Here is a 15,196-nt window from a genome sequence, read left to right as displayed (position 1 = left end):
CGCCCGGCGGTCAGTGCTCGGCGGGCAGTGCGTACGCCGTGGCCACGAAGGGGTCCCGGGCGCGGAAGCGGCGGGTGCACACGGCGGCCACCGCGGTGCCGGGCCGGAATCCGAGGAACGCCTGCTGGCCGAGGGTGGCGCCGCTGTGGAAGTACATCGGCCCGCCGTCGGTGGGGTGCCGGAACCACGTCAGCGTGTGGACGTGCCGGTGATCCAGGCCGCGGCGCAGCAACGGGGTGCGGACCGCCCGTAGGGCGCCGGGGATCGGGGTGGTGTCGGGGCCGAGGTGGGCTTCCAGGAAGGTGAGCAGGTCGTGGGGGGGGGTGGCGCGGAGGGCGCCCGTCGCCCGGCGCACGGCGCGTACGAAGCCGCGGCTGACGTCGACGACCCGGTGCTGTGCCGCGCGGTTCAGGGCGCAGTCCTCGCCGGGCAGGGCGAGCGCGGCGAGGACCGACAGCCGGTGTGTCACGGACTGCCAGGGGGCTTCGTACAGCCACCCGGCGTCGGGTTCGGCGCCCGCGTCGCCGTGGGCCGGGCCGTGGGCGGCGTCGACCGTCCGCAGGCCGCGCACCATGCCCCAGTGGCTCCGGCGCACGGTCGGGGCCGCGTCGGCCTGCGGCCGGAACGCCTCGATCGCCCCGCGGAACACGGCCAGTTCCTGTCCGGCGGGCGGGGTCCGGTCGAGTACGCGGGGCAGCAGTACATCGGCCCCGAGGACGCGGACGGCGGCGAGGAGGACCCCCTGGGCCCGCTCGTCCGGTGGTGCCCCGCCGGGGAAGGGGGCGTGGCCGCCGCCGCGGAGGGCGGAGGCCACGCCCGAAGCGAGGTCCTGCACCACGCCCTGCAGGAGGGCCGAAGTACCTGACTGCTCCATCTACGTGCTCCCGTTCGTCGTGCCGCTCAGCCCCTCTTCGGGCGCGGGGTCGGCGGCGAGGGCAGCAGGGTGGTGGTCCCGGACTGCAGGGCCAGGGCCGCGCACTGCCTGCTGTCGCGGTAGACGCCGTCGGGTTCGGCGGGATCGAGGGCCTGTTCCAGCTCGACGTCACGGACGGCCGCGAATGCGTCGGTCAGCTTCTCGGCGGAGGTCATGTCACCGCGTCGGGCGGGCCTGCGCCGTACGACGTACGGGCGCCCCACCAGCCGCTTAGAACACATGCGCCTCATGTGTCATACTCGGCGCCGCTCATCGCACGAATTGACTCCGGGGGGACGCCAGGTGCACGCCATTTCCCTGGACGCCCCCTATCTGGACACCGACGCGGACCAGCTCTGTCTGTCACTGGACCTGGACGAGCGTCCGGCGCTGGCCGAGCGCGAGAGGGTCGTCGGCGGGCTCGTCGTACGGCTGCGGCTGCTCGGCGCGTCGCACCAGGTCTTCGCCGGACCCGTGCGCGAGACCGTGGCCTGTCTGCGGGGAGCGGTGACGGGCCTCCCTACCGCGCACCGGCGGGAGTTGCCGGGCTGGCACTACGCATTTACCGCCGAGACACGGCGGTTGCCGCCCGAGGAGTTCGGCGCGCGGGTGGCACGGATCCTCGGCCGCGTCGCCGACCGGGAGGCGAGCCTGTGCGGAGTCTTCCCGGGCTCGCCGGAGGCGGTGACGGCGGTACTCGTCGAGGAGGCGGACGGGCCGGCCGGCGGTGGGCTGGTCTGGCGCACCTGGCACACGTATCCGCAGTACGGCCAGATCGTATCGACGCACACCCGGCTGGAGGCCCGATGAAGAGCACCCGACCCGTCCGCGCGGCGGCTGCGGCGGTGGCGGCGATGCTGGCCGCGGTCCTGCTGACGGCCTGTTCCGGCGGTTCGGACACCGCCGTGCCGCGCGGCTGGATAGCGGACACGTACACCGTGGACGCGGGGGGTTGGCGCGACCGGGACAGCGTGCCGGGCGACGTCGCCGACGCGATAGACGACCACAGCCACGCGCTCGACCGCGCCTCCGGCGACAGCATGGAGTTCCTGCGGTACGGCGACGACATGGTCACCGTCTCGCCGTACCGGAACGGCAGCCTCATCCAGATCGAGGACTACCGCAACGGCTACAACCGCCACTCCCAGCACCTGAGCCACTGGCCCAACCCGTACAGCGAGAGCTTCCGCGGCGGCGGTCCCGGCACGGGCAAGTGACCGCGGCGCCCACCACACCCTGACCCGCCCCCGACGACGCCCTGAAGAAAGGCAACGCAGTGACCGAGATCTTCGAGTCCACCGGCCAGGCCCTGCTCTACGGAGTCGTCGGCCTCGCCGTGATGGCGGTCGGCTTCATCGCCCTCGACCTCGTCACGCCCGGCAAGCTCTTCCACGTGGTGTGGTCCGACCGCAACCGCGGCGCGGCCGTCCTGCTGGGCAGCCAGTCGGTGGCCGTGGGTCTCGTCATCATGGAGGCGATCCGGGCCAGCGAGTCCGAGCGGGGCCTGGGTTACGGCCTGACCAGCACACTGTTGTACGGGCTGGCCGGGGTGCTGGTGATGACCCTGGTGGGCATCGTGATCGGCGCTCTCACGCCCGGTCAGATGGGCTCGGTCGTCCTCGACGACAGCGACGGCCGTCCGCACCCCGCCGCCTGGGTCCAGGCCGGCATGTACCTGGGCACCGGGTTCATGGTCGGCGCGGCGCTCTCCTAGCCCGGTCGCCGCCTCCATGAGCACACCCGTCCTGCGCGGCCGCGACACCTCGGCGCCCGCTCCTGCCCCGGCCCGCCGGCATCCCCGGGGGGCGCGCTTCCTGCTGCTGTTCGCGGTGTTCCTCTGCGCGGCCTGCGGTCTCGTCTACGAGCTGGCGCTGACCGCGCTGGGCAGCTACCTCATCGGCAACTCCGTGCTGCAGACCTCCGTGGTCATCTCCGTGATGGTCTTCGCCATGGGACTCGGCTCGCTGGCCGCCAAGCCGCTGCGGCGCCGCCCGGTCGGCGCGTTCGCCCTCGTGGAGGCGGCGCTGGCGCTCGTCGGCGGGCTGTCGGTGCTGACGCTGTACGCGGCGTTCGCCTGGCTGCAGTTGTACACGCCGGCGATGGTCGTCATCGCCCTGGTGGTGGGGCTGCTGATCGGCGCCGAGATACCGCTGCTGATGACGCTGCTGCAGCGCATCCGCAGACAGGAGGCGGGCAGCGCCGTCGCCGACATGTTCGCCGTCGACTACATCGGCGCCCTGGTCGGCGGGCTGTGCTTCCCGCTGCTGCTCCTGCCGACATTCGGGCAGTTGAAGGGCGCGCTGGTGGTGGGCGCGGTCAACGCGGTGGCCGGTGTGGTCGTCGTGGTGTTCATCTTCCGCCGGCAGACCCGGCGTTTCGTACAGGCGGGGCTGCTCGCCGGGGTCACCGTGGTGCTGGCGGTGCTCGGCACGGCCTACGTGCTGGCGGACGACCTGGAGGTCACCGCCCGGCAGCAGATGTACCGGGATCCGATCATCCACGCGGAGACGACCGCGTACCAGGAGATAGTGCTGACCCGGTCCACCGCCTTCACCGGCAAGCCCGACATGCGGCTCTTCCTCAACGGTGACCTGCAGTTCAGCTCCGTGGACGAGTACCGGTACCACGAGTCGCTCGTGCATCCCGCGCTGTCGGGGGACAGGCAGAAGGTGCTCATCCTGGGGGGCGGCGACGGGCTGGCGCTGCGCGAGGTGCTGCGCTATCCGGACGTGCGTCAGGTGACACTCGTGGAGCTGGACCCGGCGATGACGCGGCTGGCCCGCGGCTTCGGGCCACTGCGCACGCTGAACGGCGCGTCACTGGAGGACCCGAGGGTGCGGGTGGTCAACGCGGACGCGTTCACCTGGCTGCGCTCCGCCCGGGAGCGGTACGACGCCGTCATCATCGACTTCCCCGACCCGGACACGGCGGCGCTGGCGAAGCTGTACTCGGTGGAGTTCTACCACCTGCTCGGCCAGGTGGTGACGCCGCGGAGCAAGGTGATGGTGCAGAGCGGATCGCCGTTCTTCGCACCGAAGACGTACTGGTCGATCGCGGCGACCGTCGAGGCCGCCGGGTACGCCACGACCGAGTTCCAGGTCGATGTGCCGAGCTTCGGCAACTGGGGGTTCGTCCTCGCCTCGCCGGGCGGCACGCCCCCACCGCTGCGGGTGGCGGCGGACGCGCCGCGGCTGCGCTATCTGGACGACGAGGTGCTCGAAGCGGCGACCGTGTTCCCCGTCGACCGCCGCCGCACGGACGTCCGGCCGAGCACGCTGATGGATCCGGCGGTCCTGGACTACGAGTTGGACGAGTGGCAGAACTACTGACCTGCCGGGGGACGTTGTCCGGCGCCGATCAGGGTGCGTCCGGGGGCGCCGGGACGGAGGCGGTCCGGTAGCGGCCGCGGAACACGGCCAGCAGGTCGTCGGTGGGTTCGGCTCCCGCGCTCACGGCGGCGTGGACGTCGCGGAAGTAGTTCTCGTAGCCGGCCGGGGTGTAGAGGCACAGGGCGCGGGCGGTGGCCGGGCCCGCGTTGCGGAAACCGTGCGGGGTGCCCCGGGTCGCGGCGAGCAGGTCGCCCGGGCCGGCCGTGATCTCGCCGTCGCCGGTGTGCAGCGTCAACTCGCCTTCGAGGACGTAGAAGTACTCGTCGTGTCCGTCGTGCACGTGCGGTCGGGCCCCGATGGTGCCGGGGGCGAGGGTGAACTCCTCGAACGCGAAGCGCCCGCCCGTGTGATCACCGGTGAGCCGGAAGAAGTGCGCGACACCGGCGACGTCGATGAGCTCACCGTCCTGACGGCGACGCAGCAGCGGGCGGGCGGCGGGGGTGCGGGGCCGGTCGTCGGTCATGGGGGCATTGTGACCCAGCGGGCGGCTGAGGTTCGGACGGGGGCCGCGCAACAGGGCCGGGGGGGTGGGGCGGGGGCCGGGCAACAGGGCCGGGGGGCGGGTCGGGGGCCGGTCGGAGACCGGGGAAACGACCGGCCGTGATTGAGGTACCGGACGGGGAGACGGACGGCCATGGGTGAGGTGCCGGGCGGGGAAACGGACGGCCATGGGTGAGGTGCCGGACGGGGAAGCGGGGGGGCCGCTCGCGGCGTCGGCCGACGGGCGGTTCGGGAGCCCGGGTCACGCCGGCGGGCTCCCGAGGCTCAGCCCAGCGTGACGCGTGCGGCGACCGGGAGGTGGTCGCTGCCGGTGGCGGGCAGGGTGCGGATCCGGGAGACGGTGGCCGAGCGAGCCATGACCTGGTCGATCCGGGCCAGCGGGAAGCGGGCGGGGAAGCTGAGGGCGAAGCCTCGCTGCGCGACCTCCAACCGTGAGGTGAGCGGGGTCAGTCCGCGGTCGTGGACGGTGCCGTTGAGGTCCCCGAGGAGGATGACCGTCCCGCGCTCCTCGGCGGCGACCGCCCGGCCGAGGAGGCGGGCGCTCTCGTCGCGCCGCGCGGAGGCGAGGCCGCTCACCCCGACGCGGACGGAGGGCAGGTGTGCGACGTACACGGCGATCTCCTCGTGCGGAGTGTGCACCACGGCCCGCAGACCGCGGTTCCAGGGCTCCTCGATGCCCCGCGGCTTGATGTCCAGCGGCCGGGCGTCGGTGAACGGGTACTTCGACCACAGGCCGACCGTGCCCCGCACGGCGTGGTACGGGTAGTCCCGGGCGAGCGTCCCCTCGTAGACCTGAAGCGCGGGGGGCACCAGTTCCTGCAGGGCGATGAGGTCGGGCGCGGCGGCGGTCAGGGCGCGGGCGGTGCCCGCCGGGTCGGGGTTCTCGTCGCTGACGTTGTGCTGGACCACGACCAGGTCGCGCGGCCCGGGCCGGGGAGCCGGCAGCAGCAGCCCGCCGAAGAGGTGCGTCCAGGCCGCCACCGGCAGCAGAAGCGCCAGCAGGGCGAGGGCCGACCGGTGCAGCAGCGCCAGGAGGAACAGGGCCACGACGACCAGGCCGAGCCACGGCAGGAACGACTCCAGCAGACTACCCAGGCGCCCCGCGGAGTTGGGGACCGCCCGGGGGAACGCGAGCAGGCCCGCGGTCAGCACGGCGAGTACGGCGAGTACGGTCGGCCCCCGCCCCGGACCCGGGACCCGGCCGCGTCCCGGGCGCCCGGTTTCTCCCCCGCCCCGCGACTCGTCCTTCACCGGGCGCCGCCCTCGGTCGCGAAGCCGCGCAGGCCGGGGGCCCACCACCGCCGCCTTCACCGCCGACGGCACACCACCACCCGCCCGCTCCACCATGGTCTCCCGTCCGTTCTGCCTCATCGCCCACAACGACGTGCGGGCGGGCACGTCAGGTTCCCCCGGAGCCGCGACGGGGGCGGCCTGTGCGTACCACTGGCCCGCGTTCGGCGAGCGGTCCGCGCCCGCTCGCCTCGTGCCGGTGGCCGGAGGGACGGCGGCCGGACTTGACGGGACGTCAGGCCTAGATCGCCGAAGGCCCGGTACCCGCGGTGGCGTGGCACGGCCGGTTCGGTGGTCACGAGCGGCGCGCCACTTGACCTTGTCAGCCGATTTCCCACCATAGTGGGGCCTCATGAGCACCGAACCGATTGATCAGTCCCGGCCGTCACCGCCGGCCGACGCCTCGGTCGACGGCACTCCCGACCGCGTTCTCGTCGCAATCGGCATGGCCGCCGTCATCGCCGTGGTCCTGTGGGCCTGGCTCGGCGACGACAACTTCGACAGCGTCTCCTCCACGAGCCTCACGTGGGTCCTGAACAACTTCGGCTGGCTTTTCGTGGTCGCCGCCGACGTGTTCCTGGTCCTGTGCCTGGTGATCGCGTTCAGCCGGTTCGGCCGGATCAGGCTGGGCACGGACGACTCCGAGCCGGAGTTCGGCAACCTCGCCTGGATCGCGATGATGTTCAGCGCCGGTATGGGCATCGGCCTGATGTTCTACGGCGTCGGGGAACCGCTCACCCACTATCTCGCGCCGCCCCCGGCGAGCGGGGTGCGGCCCGAGTCGTCCGGTGCGGCGCGCACGGCCATGGAGTACTCGTTCTTCCACTGGACGCTGACCCCGTGGGCGATCTACGGGGTCGCCGGGCTGGCGCTGGCGTACGCCGGGTTCCGCAAGGGGCGCGGCAACCGGCTCAGCGCCGCGTTCGTCCCGCTGATCGGGGCCCGGCGGGCGGCGTCGTGGCAGGGCAGGGGGATCGACCTGCTCGCCGTCTTCGCGACCGTCTTCGGCACGGCGACCAGCCTCGGCCTCGGGGCGCTGCAGGTCGCGGAAGGGCTGGACATCACGGTGGGGGTGGACGCCAGCCGGAACACGGAACTGGTCGTCATCGGGGCGCTGTCGGCGGCGTTCGTCGTGTCGGCGTTCTCGGGTCTGCACCGGGGCGTGAAGTGGCTGTCGACGCTGAACATCGTGCTCGCGGCGGGGCTGATGGTGTTCGTCTTCCTGCTCGGTCCGACCGTCTACATCCTGGACACCATCCCGGCGTCCGTCGGCGGCTATCTGGAGAACCTGCTGCCCATGGCCACGCGCACCGGGGCCTTCTCCGACCAGGAGTGGCTGGGCGCGTGGACGATCTTCTACTGGGCGTGGTGGCTGTCGTGGGCGCCGTTCGTGGGGACGTTCATCGCCCGGATCTCGCACGGCCGGTCCATCCGCGAGTTCCTCATCGGGGTGCTGCTCGTGCCGAGCGGCGCGACCGTCATCTGGTTCTGCGTGATGGGCGGTTCGGCGCTGCGGATTCAGTCGACCGGGGAGGCGGACCTGGCGGGCGCGGTGGAGAGCGGTGCGGAGGCGTCGCTGTTCGCGATGCTGGACGCACTGCCGATCGGGACGGTCACGTCGTTCGTCGCGATGGTCCTGGTGATGACCTACTTCATCACCAGCGCCGACTCCGCGTCGCTGGTGATGGGTTCCCTGACCAGCCGGGGCGCGCTGCATCCACCGTCCTGGCTGGTCGTGATGTGGGGCGTGCTGATGGCGGCGGTGGCGGCGGTGCTGCTGGTGGTGGGCGGTCTGAGTTCGCTGCAGACGGCGACGATCCTGGTGGCGCTGCCGTTCGTGGTGGTCATGATGGTGCTGTGCTGGGCGCTGCTGAAGGAACTGCGCGAGGATCCCGGCGCGGGTCCCGCACGGCACCACGCCCTGCACCGGCTGACGGACGTCGTGCGGACGATGGTCGGCGACGCGGTCACCCAGCAGGCGTCGGCCCCGGCGCGCCATCACCGGCTGCGGCGGGCGGCGAAGGCCCGCTCGGACACCGACGACGAGAGCTGATCCCTCCGGAGGTCGTCCGCGCCGTCACGGCCGCCGACGCGGGTGGTGAACCCCGCGGCGCGAGGCGACGACCGGCCGGGGCCGGGCGCCCCGGCCGCCGTCGGGCGTCAGGTGGGGCCGCCGGAGCCCCCGGAGCTGAGACAGCCGCGTGGGAGCCGTCGGGGAACAGGGTGCGGGCGAGCTCGTCGTCCAGCGCTTTGCGGAGCTTGTCGGTCAGGCCGCCCCGGGTGGCCTCGTCGGCGAGTTCCATGACGGCACGAGCCTCGTGAGCGGCCCGGGTCCGGGTCCGGTCCTCGCCCGCCCGTCGGGCGACACGGTCGAGGAACGTTGTGCGGTCCATCCGGACGCCGGACGCCGGTCGCCTGTCGCCGCCTGGTCCGGCGCGGACGCGACACGGCGCAGGTGCTTCCCGATCTCGCCTGGCAGCTGGGCGGCGAGCCGGCCGGTCGGCGAGGAGGGGGATGCGCTCGCCGAGGGGTCTCCGGCGTGACCCGGGGCGCGGCCTCGGCGCTGCCCCGGCTGTCGAGGCGGGCCCGTGCCTGAAGCTGTCCGATGAAGGGGTCGTGGTCCGCCCCGCCCCTGCGTGGTGTTCCCTCTTCCGCTTCCTCGGGCGTCGGGTCTTGCCCGGATTGCCACCATTTCCGCGGTTCATGTCCGTCAGCGGGGCACTCGACGCGACGGAGTCCCAGGGGACCGGGCGCGGGCCTGCCCGCCCGCCCCGGCCGCACCAGCGGGAGGCAACATGATCAGCCATGAGCAACTGGTCGAGGACGTGTCGACGCGGGCCCGACTGGACGACACCGAGGCGGCCGACGCGGCCGTGCACCTCGTGCTCGCGGCGCTCAGCCGGCGTCTCGACGACCGGCGGCGGGAGCACCTGCGCCAGGCCGTGCCGGCGCACGAGCACGTCGCCCTGGTGGCCGGCGGGGGTTCCGGGCGCGGTCAGGCGAACCGGCTGACCGATCTGCTGGCCGAGGTCGCAGGGCCGGCGGGCGGCACACCGGAGCAGGCCCTGTTCCTGTCGCAGACCGTGCTGTCCCGGGTCACCGACGAGGACAGCGGCCTGGAGGCGGACCTCCGCGGCTGCCTGCCCGACGAGTTCGGCCCGCTGTTCGCGGCGCCGGGTACGCAGCCCCAGCGCTCCGGGCGCGCGAGGCCGGCGCCCCCGCCCCGCTGAGCGGGGAGAGGGCGGCCGGACCAGTGCCGCTCGGGGCGTCGCCCCGGGCTGTGACGCCCGTGCCACACCGGCGCTCCCGCCCGGGGGGCCGGGATGTGTCGTACGCCGGCCGCGGGCGACGCTGCTCGTCGGCCGACGGCCGGTCTCGCAGGAGAGCAGGGCGCCGCGCCGAGGGCGGCCGCGGTCCTCACCGACGGCTCCAGCGGCGGATCGCCACGGCTGAGAGCCAGGCTCGGTCTCGCAGAGAAAAGCAGGGCGCCGCGCCGCGGACGGCCGCGGCCCTGACCGATGGCGCCCAGCAGCGGGCCGCCGCGGCTGAGAGCCACGGTGCCGGCACGGGGTGTCCGGCGCGTGCCGGACGGGCGGCGGCCGAGCGCCGGGAAGGGCGGTGAGGCTCGGATCACTCCGCGCGCAGCCCGTCTCGCAGCGGCTGCCGACGCACGCCCACCGCCCCGCCGGAGTCGCCGGTGTGTCGGGATGTGCCCAGTCAGACGCCGGCGCAGCGGCCGGGCGGCTTCGACGAGCGGTGATCTCTTGCCGGCCCCGCGGGCCGTGGTCACGGGGCCGCGGTCGGCTCCGCCGGGGGTGCGGGGCGGGGACGGGGCCAGGCGGTGGTGCCGCCGCCGCGCCACTCGATGAGGGGGGTGGTCGCGGCCTCCTCGTGGTTCAGGGCGATTCCGATCCGCCGCACCACGCCGAGCACGTCCGACAAACTCCACGCCACGCCCACCGGCCGGCCACCGACCGACACCTGGCGGCCTCCGGCACCGGACGGCTGGTGCACGACCACCGGCGCCGTCCGCCCACGCGCGCGTCCGGGCGGCTGCGGACAGTCCCAGGGCCCCAGCCCGGGCCCCGCCGACCTGGTACGCCGCTCTTCGGACGCGTCCGCCATGTACCGATGCTCCCCCGACGCGCTTGCCGTGACCATGACTCAATTGTTGCACAGTGCAAAAAGAGCGCTCACAGACGGCCGGACCGGACCCCGGCGGCCGTGCGACTTGACACGTTTTGCATAATGCAAACGTGAGGGAGGCAAAGGAGATGCGCACCATCAAGTCGGCCGGGCCCGCGATGCCCGGGCTCCGCTCCAAGCCATGGGGCCTGATGGCACTGGCCGTGACGATCGGCGCGGGCGCCGGTGTGGGCTCCATCGTGTTCCGGTGGTGCATCACGGCCTTCACCCGTCTGTTCTCCGGCCACGAGGACTACGCGGCCGTGCCGGGCGCCGGCCATCCGCACGTCCCGTGGCTGGGCCCGTACTTCGTCCTGCTGGCCCCGGTGCTCGGCGGCCTGCTGTACGGCCCGCTGGTGCAGCGCTTCGCCCGGGAGGCGCGCGGGCACGGCGTGCCGGAGGTGATGCTGGCGGTGGCCCAGCGCGGCGGGCGGATCAGCCCGAAGGTCGCGGTCGTCAAGACGCTCGCCTCCGCCCTGACCATCGGCTCGGGCGGCTCGGTGGGACGCGAAGGCCCCATCGTGCAGATCGGCTCGGCTCTCGGCTCCACGCTGGGCCGGGTGACGAAGGCGGCCGAGGGCCGGCTGAAGCTTCTGGTCGCCTGCGGCGCGGCGGGCGGCATCGCCGCCACCTTCAACGCGCCGCTGGCCGGCGTGTTCTTCGCCATGGAGCTGATCCTGAGCACCTTCAGCGCGGAGGCGTTCGGCGCGACGGTGCTGGCCAGTGTCACCGCGAGCGTGATCGGCCGGGCCGCCTTCGGCGACGTCGCGTTCCTGGACCTGCCCGACTTCCACGTCGACCACCTCGCCCAGTACGGGCTCTTCGCCCTGCTCGGAGTGGTCGCCGCGGTGGTCGGGGTGGGCTTCTCGCGGTTCCTGTACCTGATCGAGGACGCCTGCGACTGGCTGTGGCGCGGTCCCGAGTGGCTGCGGCCCGCGGTCGGCGGGCTGGCGCTCGGCGTGGTGCTGCTGACGCTGCCCGAGATGTACGGCGTCGGCTACCCGGTGCTGGAGAAGGCCACCGAGGGCGGGTACGCGATCGGGTTCCTGCTGGTGCTGCTGGCCGGGAAGGCGTTGGCGACCAGCTTGACGATCGGCATCGGGGGCTCCGGCGGGGTCTTCGCGCCGAGCCTGTTCATCGGGGCGATGCTGGGCTCGGCGTACGGCATCGGCGTTCACGACCTGCTGCCCGGCACCGCGGGTGCGGTGGGGGCGTACGCCCTGGTCGGGATGGGGGCCGTCTTCGCGGGGGCGTCCCGCGCGCCGATCACCGCCGTGGTGATCCTCTTCGAGCTCACCGGGGAGTACTCGATCATCCTGCCGCTGATGCTGGCGATCGTGCTGGCGACCGCGACCAGTCGGCTGCTGTCCGGCGACACCATCTACACGCTCAAGCTGCGCCGGCGCGGCGTCGACCTGGAGGGCCCCGCGCAGGGGGCCCGGCTCGGGGCGCAGCACGTCGGGTCCGCGATGGAGCCGCTGCCGGCGCCCCTGCCCGCGTCACTCGCCCTGGTCGACGCGGCCGACCTGCTGAGCCGCTCGGGGCACGGCGCGCTGCCGGTGGTGGACGGCGCCGGGGCGTATGTCGGGGTGGTGTCCGCGCAGGCGGTCGCCGAGGCGCTGGCGGAGCAGCCGGACGGGGCGCCGTCATCTGTCGGGGCGCTGGCGCAGCCGCCCGCGCCGGTGACCGAGGACCAGCCGCTCGCCCAGGCCCTGCACGTCCTGCTCTCGGCGCCGGGCACCGGGGTCCCGGTGCTCGCCGCGGACCGGGACAAGCCGGTGGGCTGGCTCAGCCATCAGAGCGCCCTGCGCGCGGTGCACACCGCGGCCGTCCCCAGCGCCGCGGTGTGAGCGGGCCGTGGCCGTGCGGTCCCCGGGCCGACGGCAGGCCCGGGGACCGCAGGGCCACGGTCATGCGTCGCCGGAGCGCGTCCCGCACACCGCGAGGCCCCGTGTCACACGTCGCGGGACACCGGCACGTCCACGGCCCACCCCAGCGGAGGCGGCCCCGCGTCGTCGGTCCCGAAGGCGAGGGGCTCGCCGCCGGCCTCGTTGAAGGCGGCCAGGGCCTCGATGAGGGCGAGGCGCTGGGTGGGGCTGAGCCGCTCGACGATCGCGGCGATCTCGGTGCGGCGCCGGGCGGTGACGTCCTCGACCGTGCGGCGGCCCTCGTCGGTGAGCTGCAGCAGTGTCTCGCGGCGGTTGTCGGGGTTCTGGTGCCGGTCCGCCAGGCCGGCCGCGATCAGCCGGTCGACCATCCGCATCGCGGTCGACGGCGCCACCTGCAGCAGCTCCGCGAGCGCGACCAGCTTGGTGGCGCCGCGCGTGGACAGCACGACCAGCATCCGGAACTGCGGCAGCGTGACCCGGTCCTCGACCGCGGCCAGCGAGCGGGCCGACACGGCCACCAGCAGCCGCGACGCGGTCAGCACCGCACGGGTCACCGCATCGACATCGTCCATCGCCCCCGCGGGGGTCTCGCGCTCCGGCATGTGTCCTTTCTACCGCGCCGCCTCGCCCGACGACTCACGCGGTGGGAACGGATTTTCCCTCCCCTCGCCCGCGCCGTGCCCGTGGTAGCGCAGCAGGAGCATCGCGGCGTCGTCGTGCGGCGGGCCGCCGGTGTGCTGGGCGATGTCCGTGCGCAGGGCCTCCAGGGCCCGGTGCGCATCGGGATCCTTGAGCAGATGGGACCGCTCCCCCAGCGGATAGAACCGGCCCTCTTCGTCGCGGGCCTCGGTGACGCCGTCGGTGTACAGCAGCAGTTGTTCGCCGGGGGCGAACCGCACGCGGTAGGGCTCGGGGGCGTCTCCGGCGTGTGCGCCGAGGCCCAGCGGCAGGGTGAAGGCGGGCGGCTGCGGGAACTGCACGCCGCCGTCCCGGCGGACCAGCAGGGGGGCGGGGTGACCGTAGTTGAGGAAAACCGCCTCCTCTCGGGTGCCGATCTGGGCGAGGATGGCAGTGACGAACTTCTCGCCCTCCAGTTCGCGGGCCACACTGCGCTCCAGGCGCTCGCCGAGCCCCACCAGATCGGGTTCGTCGTGGGCCGCCTCGCGGAAGGCGCCGAGGACGACGGCGGCCGTCTCCACGGCCGCCAGTCCCTTGCCCTGCACATCGCCGACGATGACGCGGATACCGTGCGGGGAGGCGACCACTTCGTACAGGTCACCGCCGATGCGCGCCTCGGCGACCGCCGAGGTGTACGAGACGGCCGCCTGCAGCGGCCCCGCGGTCAGCGGCACGGGGCGCAGCAGGACCCGCTGGGCGACCTCCGCGATGGAGCGCATGCTGGCCAGTTCGCCCTCGCGGCGCGAGCGCATCACGGCTGCCGCGATGCCCACTCCGGTGACGCCGGCGACCGAGGCCACCGCGGAGTAGCCCCGGCGCTCCTCGAAGAGCCGGTCGTACCAGCCGAGCGCGGCGCACAGCACCATGGCCGCGAGGCCGAAGACCGCGGTACGGCGCCAGCCGCCGACCAGTCCGGCGAAGGCCGGCCCGAGCGAGACCAGCGGCAGGAAGCCCACCCCGGGGCCCGCCACGACGTCCGCGACGGCCACGAGCGCCATCACCACCGCCGGCATCCAGGACAACACGGTCCCGGTGGACGGCGTCCTCTTGTCGATCACGCGTGCTCCAGCCGTGTCGCGGCGTCCGAGAGCCGCCCCTTGCCCTCGCAGGCGCCCCTCCCCCACCTTTAGACTATGCAAAGGTTGCCCGGGTGCGGTGGGCCTCCCTCCCGGTCCTTTACCCAATCGAGTCCGACACCCGGTGTTCCCGACCCGCGGAAGGCGACCATGGCAGACAGACAGATCCCGTCCTTGCGGCTGCGGCCGCCCACCGGCTGGCGTCGCCTGTTCTTCCGGGCGCCGATCCTGTTCTTCCGCGTGGGACTGGGACCTCTCTTCGGGAAGCGGCTGCTCCTGCTGCACCACACGGGCCGGGTCACCGGCCTCGGGCGGATGACGGTGGTGGAGGTGGTCTCCCACGATCCGGCCGGTCCGAGCTGGACGGTCGCCTCCGGTTTCGGCCCGAAGGCCGCCTGGTACCGGAACCTGCGCGCGCAGCCGAAGACGCTCATCCAGCTCGGCAACCGGCGCCACGCCGTCACCGCCCACTTCCTGCCGTCCGAGGAGGGTGCGGCCATCATGGCCGACTACGCGCGCCGTCATCCGCGGACGGCCCGCCGGCTGTGCGCTTTCATGGGGCTGCCGGCCGGCGGCGAGGAGTCGTACCGCGCGGCGGGCCGGGCCGTCCCGTTCGTCCGGCTGGAAGCCGACGGCGAGGACGGGCCGCACGGGCGTGGTCCGGGCGGGCCGACGCACAGGGAGAGGTGAGGACCGTGACGATCCGACGGCCGGGGGACGACGCGACCCCCGAGGGTCCGGACGGCGCAAGAGCCGGCGCGGAGGACGTGTGGCTGAAGTTCCTCGCGGACACCGAGGACGCCATTCGTGACTCCGCCCCGAGGGAGCTCTCGGCGCGGGAGCGCGCCCGCCGGGCGGCCGGGGGCGAGGACCGGCAGCCGAAGGGGCCCACGGTGGACGCGGTCGGCAGTCTGTGGGTGCCGGAGGGCCCGCGGCCGGCTCCGGCTTGGCGGGAGCTGGACGGTCCGGCCCGGGCCCGGCGGGTCGTCCGGGTGCTCGCCACGGCGGCCGCGGTGGCCCTGGCGCTGTGCGCCTGGTCGTGGCTGTCCACCGGTGCGGGGGCGCCGGCCGGCGGGCCGGGCGATCCCAGCGCGCGCCATCTGGAGGAGGCGTCCGAGGAGCCGCCGCAGGCGGGGCCGTCGGCCGCTCTCGTTCCCCCCGTTCCGGCGGGCGCGGAGCGGGACGCGGCGTCGCGGACCACCGGGTGACAGGGCCGGCTCGACCGGGTCGGCGACCGGCGACGACTCTCACGTGATCCGAGGCGGTGGCGACGGA

17 protein-coding genes are annotated in these 15,196 nt (G+C 74.0%); 9 read left to right on the top strand and 8 right to left on the bottom strand.

Features of this window, described 5'->3' with window-relative positions; translation table 11 throughout:
• Nucleotides 1–10: 10 nt before the first annotated feature.
• Complete coding sequence (locus ACSLTV_RS19725; protein ID WP_435612568.1) at nt 11–874, bottom strand: penicillin-binding protein; 864 nt, start codon at nt 872–874, stop codon at nt 11–13.
• 26 nt (nt 875–900) lie between these two features.
• Entirely contained in the window at nt 901–1,089 is a 189-nt protein-coding gene (locus ACSLTV_RS19720; protein ID WP_432135404.1) for a hypothetical protein, read from the bottom strand.
• 127 nt (nt 1,090–1,216) lie between these two features.
• Here ACSLTV_RS19720 and ACSLTV_RS19715 point away from each other — a divergent pair, with 127 nt between their 5' ends.
• The 4 genes from ACSLTV_RS19715 to ACSLTV_RS19700 are packed head-to-tail and all read left to right on the top strand — an operon-like array spanning nt 1,217 to nt 4,242.
• The gene (locus ACSLTV_RS19715) at nt 1,217–1,723 is read left to right on the top strand and encodes a DUF2617 family protein (protein WP_432135346.1); all 507 of its coding nucleotides are present in this window, start codon (nt 1,217–1,219) and stop codon (nt 1,721–1,723) included.
• Nucleotides 1,720–2,130 carry a DUF4247 domain-containing protein gene (locus ACSLTV_RS19710; protein WP_432135347.1) on the top strand — a complete coding sequence of 137 codons (411 nt, stop codon included), beginning with the start codon at nt 1,720–1,722 and terminating at the stop codon, nt 2,128–2,130. Before ACSLTV_RS19715 ends, ACSLTV_RS19710 begins: the two co-directional genes overlap by 4 nt.
• A gap of 59 nt (nt 2,131–2,189) precedes the next feature.
• Nucleotides 2,190–2,627 carry a DUF350 domain-containing protein gene (locus ACSLTV_RS19705; protein ID WP_432135348.1) on the top strand — a complete coding sequence of 146 codons (438 nt, stop codon included), beginning with the start codon at nt 2,190–2,192 and terminating at the stop codon, nt 2,625–2,627.
• A gap of 16 nt (nt 2,628–2,643) precedes the next feature.
• Nucleotides 2,644–4,242, top strand: coding sequence for a polyamine aminopropyltransferase (locus tag ACSLTV_RS19700; RefSeq protein WP_432135349.1), 1,599 nt, complete (start codon nt 2,644–2,646; stop codon nt 4,240–4,242).
• Between the two features lie 28 nt (nt 4,243–4,270).
• On the opposite strand, the gene ACSLTV_RS19695 is transcribed toward ACSLTV_RS19700, so the two are convergent.
• Nucleotides 4,271–4,765: a cupin domain-containing protein gene (locus ACSLTV_RS19695; RefSeq protein ID WP_435612567.1), complete on the bottom strand. Its 495-nt coding sequence runs from the start codon at nt 4,763–4,765 to the stop codon at nt 4,271–4,273.
• A gap of 302 nt (nt 4,766–5,067) precedes the next feature.
• Entirely contained in the window at nt 5,068–6,174 is a 1,107-nt protein-coding gene (locus ACSLTV_RS19690; protein ID WP_435612566.1) for an endonuclease/exonuclease/phosphatase family protein, read from the bottom strand.
• Nucleotides 6,175–6,445: 271 nt separating this feature from the next.
• On the opposite strand from ACSLTV_RS19690, the gene ACSLTV_RS19685 reads away from it, so the two are divergent.
• Complete coding sequence (locus ACSLTV_RS19685; protein ID WP_432135352.1) at nt 6,446–8,146, top strand: BCCT family transporter; 1,701 nt, start codon at nt 6,446–6,448, stop codon at nt 8,144–8,146.
• Here ACSLTV_RS19685 and ACSLTV_RS19680 read toward each other — a convergent pair.
• Nucleotides 8,061–8,486: a DUF2267 domain-containing protein gene (locus ACSLTV_RS19680; protein ID WP_435612565.1), complete on the bottom strand. Its 426-nt coding sequence runs from the start codon at nt 8,484–8,486 to the stop codon at nt 8,061–8,063. The genes ACSLTV_RS19685 and ACSLTV_RS19680 overlap by 86 nt on opposite strands.
• 402 nt (nt 8,487–8,888) lie before the next feature.
• Here ACSLTV_RS19680 and ACSLTV_RS19675 point away from each other — a divergent pair, with 402 nt between their 5' ends.
• On the top strand, nt 8,889–9,323 hold the full coding sequence (locus ACSLTV_RS19675; protein ID WP_432135354.1) for a DUF2267 domain-containing protein: 435 nt from the start codon (nt 8,889–8,891) through the stop codon (nt 9,321–9,323).
• A gap of 556 nt (nt 9,324–9,879) precedes the next feature.
• Here ACSLTV_RS19675 and ACSLTV_RS19670 read toward each other — a convergent pair.
• Complete coding sequence (locus tag ACSLTV_RS19670; protein WP_432135355.1) at nt 9,880–10,218, bottom strand: hypothetical protein; 339 nt, start codon at nt 10,216–10,218, stop codon at nt 9,880–9,882.
• A 212-nt stretch (nt 10,219–10,430) separates the two neighbouring features.
• Here ACSLTV_RS19670 and ACSLTV_RS19665 point away from each other — a divergent pair, with 212 nt between their 5' ends.
• Entirely contained in the window at nt 10,431–12,128 is a 1,698-nt protein-coding gene (locus tag ACSLTV_RS19665) for a chloride channel protein (RefSeq protein WP_432135405.1), read from the top strand.
• A 104-nt stretch (nt 12,129–12,232) separates the two neighbouring features.
• On the opposite strand, the gene ACSLTV_RS19660 is transcribed toward ACSLTV_RS19665, so the two are convergent.
• Nucleotides 12,233–12,769, bottom strand: a complete 537-nt coding sequence (locus ACSLTV_RS19660) for a MarR family winged helix-turn-helix transcriptional regulator (protein WP_432135356.1) — start codon at nt 12,767–12,769, stop codon at nt 12,233–12,235.
• A gap of 9 nt (nt 12,770–12,778) precedes the next feature.
• Nucleotides 12,779–13,858 carry a PP2C family protein-serine/threonine phosphatase gene (locus tag ACSLTV_RS19655; RefSeq protein WP_432135406.1) on the bottom strand — a complete coding sequence of 360 codons (1,080 nt, stop codon included), beginning with the start codon at nt 13,856–13,858 and terminating at the stop codon, nt 12,779–12,781.
• A 213-nt stretch (nt 13,859–14,071) separates the two neighbouring features.
• Between ACSLTV_RS19655 and ACSLTV_RS19650 the strand changes: the two genes are divergently transcribed.
• Together ACSLTV_RS19650 and ACSLTV_RS19645 are read left to right on the top strand one after the other, a co-directional pair.
• Nucleotides 14,072–14,611 carry a nitroreductase family deazaflavin-dependent oxidoreductase gene (locus tag ACSLTV_RS19650; RefSeq protein WP_435612564.1) on the top strand — a complete coding sequence of 180 codons (540 nt, stop codon included), beginning with the start codon at nt 14,072–14,074 and terminating at the stop codon, nt 14,609–14,611.
• 5 nt (nt 14,612–14,616) lie between these two features.
• Nucleotides 14,617–15,129, top strand: coding sequence for a hypothetical protein (locus tag ACSLTV_RS19645; RefSeq protein WP_432135358.1), 513 nt, complete (start codon nt 14,617–14,619; stop codon nt 15,127–15,129).
• Nucleotides 15,130–15,196 lie beyond the last annotated feature (67 nt).

The sequence above is a fragment of the Streptomyces sp. bgisy159 genome, assembly GCF_965341775.1.
In the GTDB taxonomy this organism is placed as follows: Bacteria; Actinomycetota; Actinomycetes; order Streptomycetales; family Streptomycetaceae; genus Streptomyces.
The sequence above is the reverse complement of the archived record's forward strand: the minus strand, read 5'-3'. Positions and strand labels throughout refer to the sequence as shown.

What these genes read in the sequence shown, in the direction of transcription:
- ACSLTV_RS19690 (WP_435612566.1), bottom strand. Translation starts at nt 6,174, where the DNA reads ATGAGGCAGAACGGACGGGAGACCATGGTGGAGCGGGCGGGTGGTGGT.
- ACSLTV_RS19695 (WP_435612567.1), bottom strand. Translation starts at nt 4,765, where the DNA reads ATGACCGACGACCGGCCCCGCACCCCCGCCGCCCGCCCGCTGCTGCGT.
- ACSLTV_RS19685 (WP_432135352.1), top strand. Translation starts at nt 6,446, where the DNA reads ATGAGCACCGAACCGATTGATCAGTCCCGGCCGTCACCGCCGGCCGAC.
- ACSLTV_RS19665 (WP_432135405.1), top strand. Translation starts at nt 10,431, where the DNA reads ATGGCACTGGCCGTGACGATCGGCGCGGGCGCCGGTGTGGGCTCCATC.
- ACSLTV_RS19660 (WP_432135356.1), bottom strand. Translation starts at nt 12,769, where the DNA reads ATGCCGGAGCGCGAGACCCCCGCGGGGGCGATGGACGATGTCGATGCG.
- ACSLTV_RS19725 (WP_435612568.1), bottom strand. Translation starts at nt 874, where the DNA reads ATGGAGCAGTCAGGTACTTCGGCCCTCCTGCAGGGCGTGGTGCAGGAC.
- ACSLTV_RS19670 (WP_432135355.1), bottom strand. Translation starts at nt 10,218, where the DNA reads ATGGCGGACGCGTCCGAAGAGCGGCGTACCAGGTCGGCGGGGCCCGGG.
- ACSLTV_RS19700 (WP_432135349.1), top strand. Translation starts at nt 2,644, where the DNA reads ATGAGCACACCCGTCCTGCGCGGCCGCGACACCTCGGCGCCCGCTCCT.
- ACSLTV_RS19720 (WP_432135404.1), bottom strand. Translation starts at nt 1,089, where the DNA reads ATGACCTCCGCCGAGAAGCTGACCGACGCATTCGCGGCCGTCCGTGAC.
- ACSLTV_RS19710 (WP_432135347.1), top strand. Translation starts at nt 1,720, where the DNA reads ATGAAGAGCACCCGACCCGTCCGCGCGGCGGCTGCGGCGGTGGCGGCG.
- ACSLTV_RS19680 (WP_435612565.1), bottom strand. Translation starts at nt 8,486, where the DNA reads ATGGACCGCACAACGTTCCTCGACCGTGTCGCCCGACGGGCGGGCGAG.
- ACSLTV_RS19655 (WP_432135406.1), bottom strand. Translation starts at nt 13,858, where the DNA reads ATGCCGGCGGTGGTGATGGCGCTCGTGGCCGTCGCGGACGTCGTGGCG.
- ACSLTV_RS19650 (WP_435612564.1), top strand. Translation starts at nt 14,072, where the DNA reads ATGGCAGACAGACAGATCCCGTCCTTGCGGCTGCGGCCGCCCACCGGC.
- ACSLTV_RS19675 (WP_432135354.1), top strand. Translation starts at nt 8,889, where the DNA reads ATGATCAGCCATGAGCAACTGGTCGAGGACGTGTCGACGCGGGCCCGA.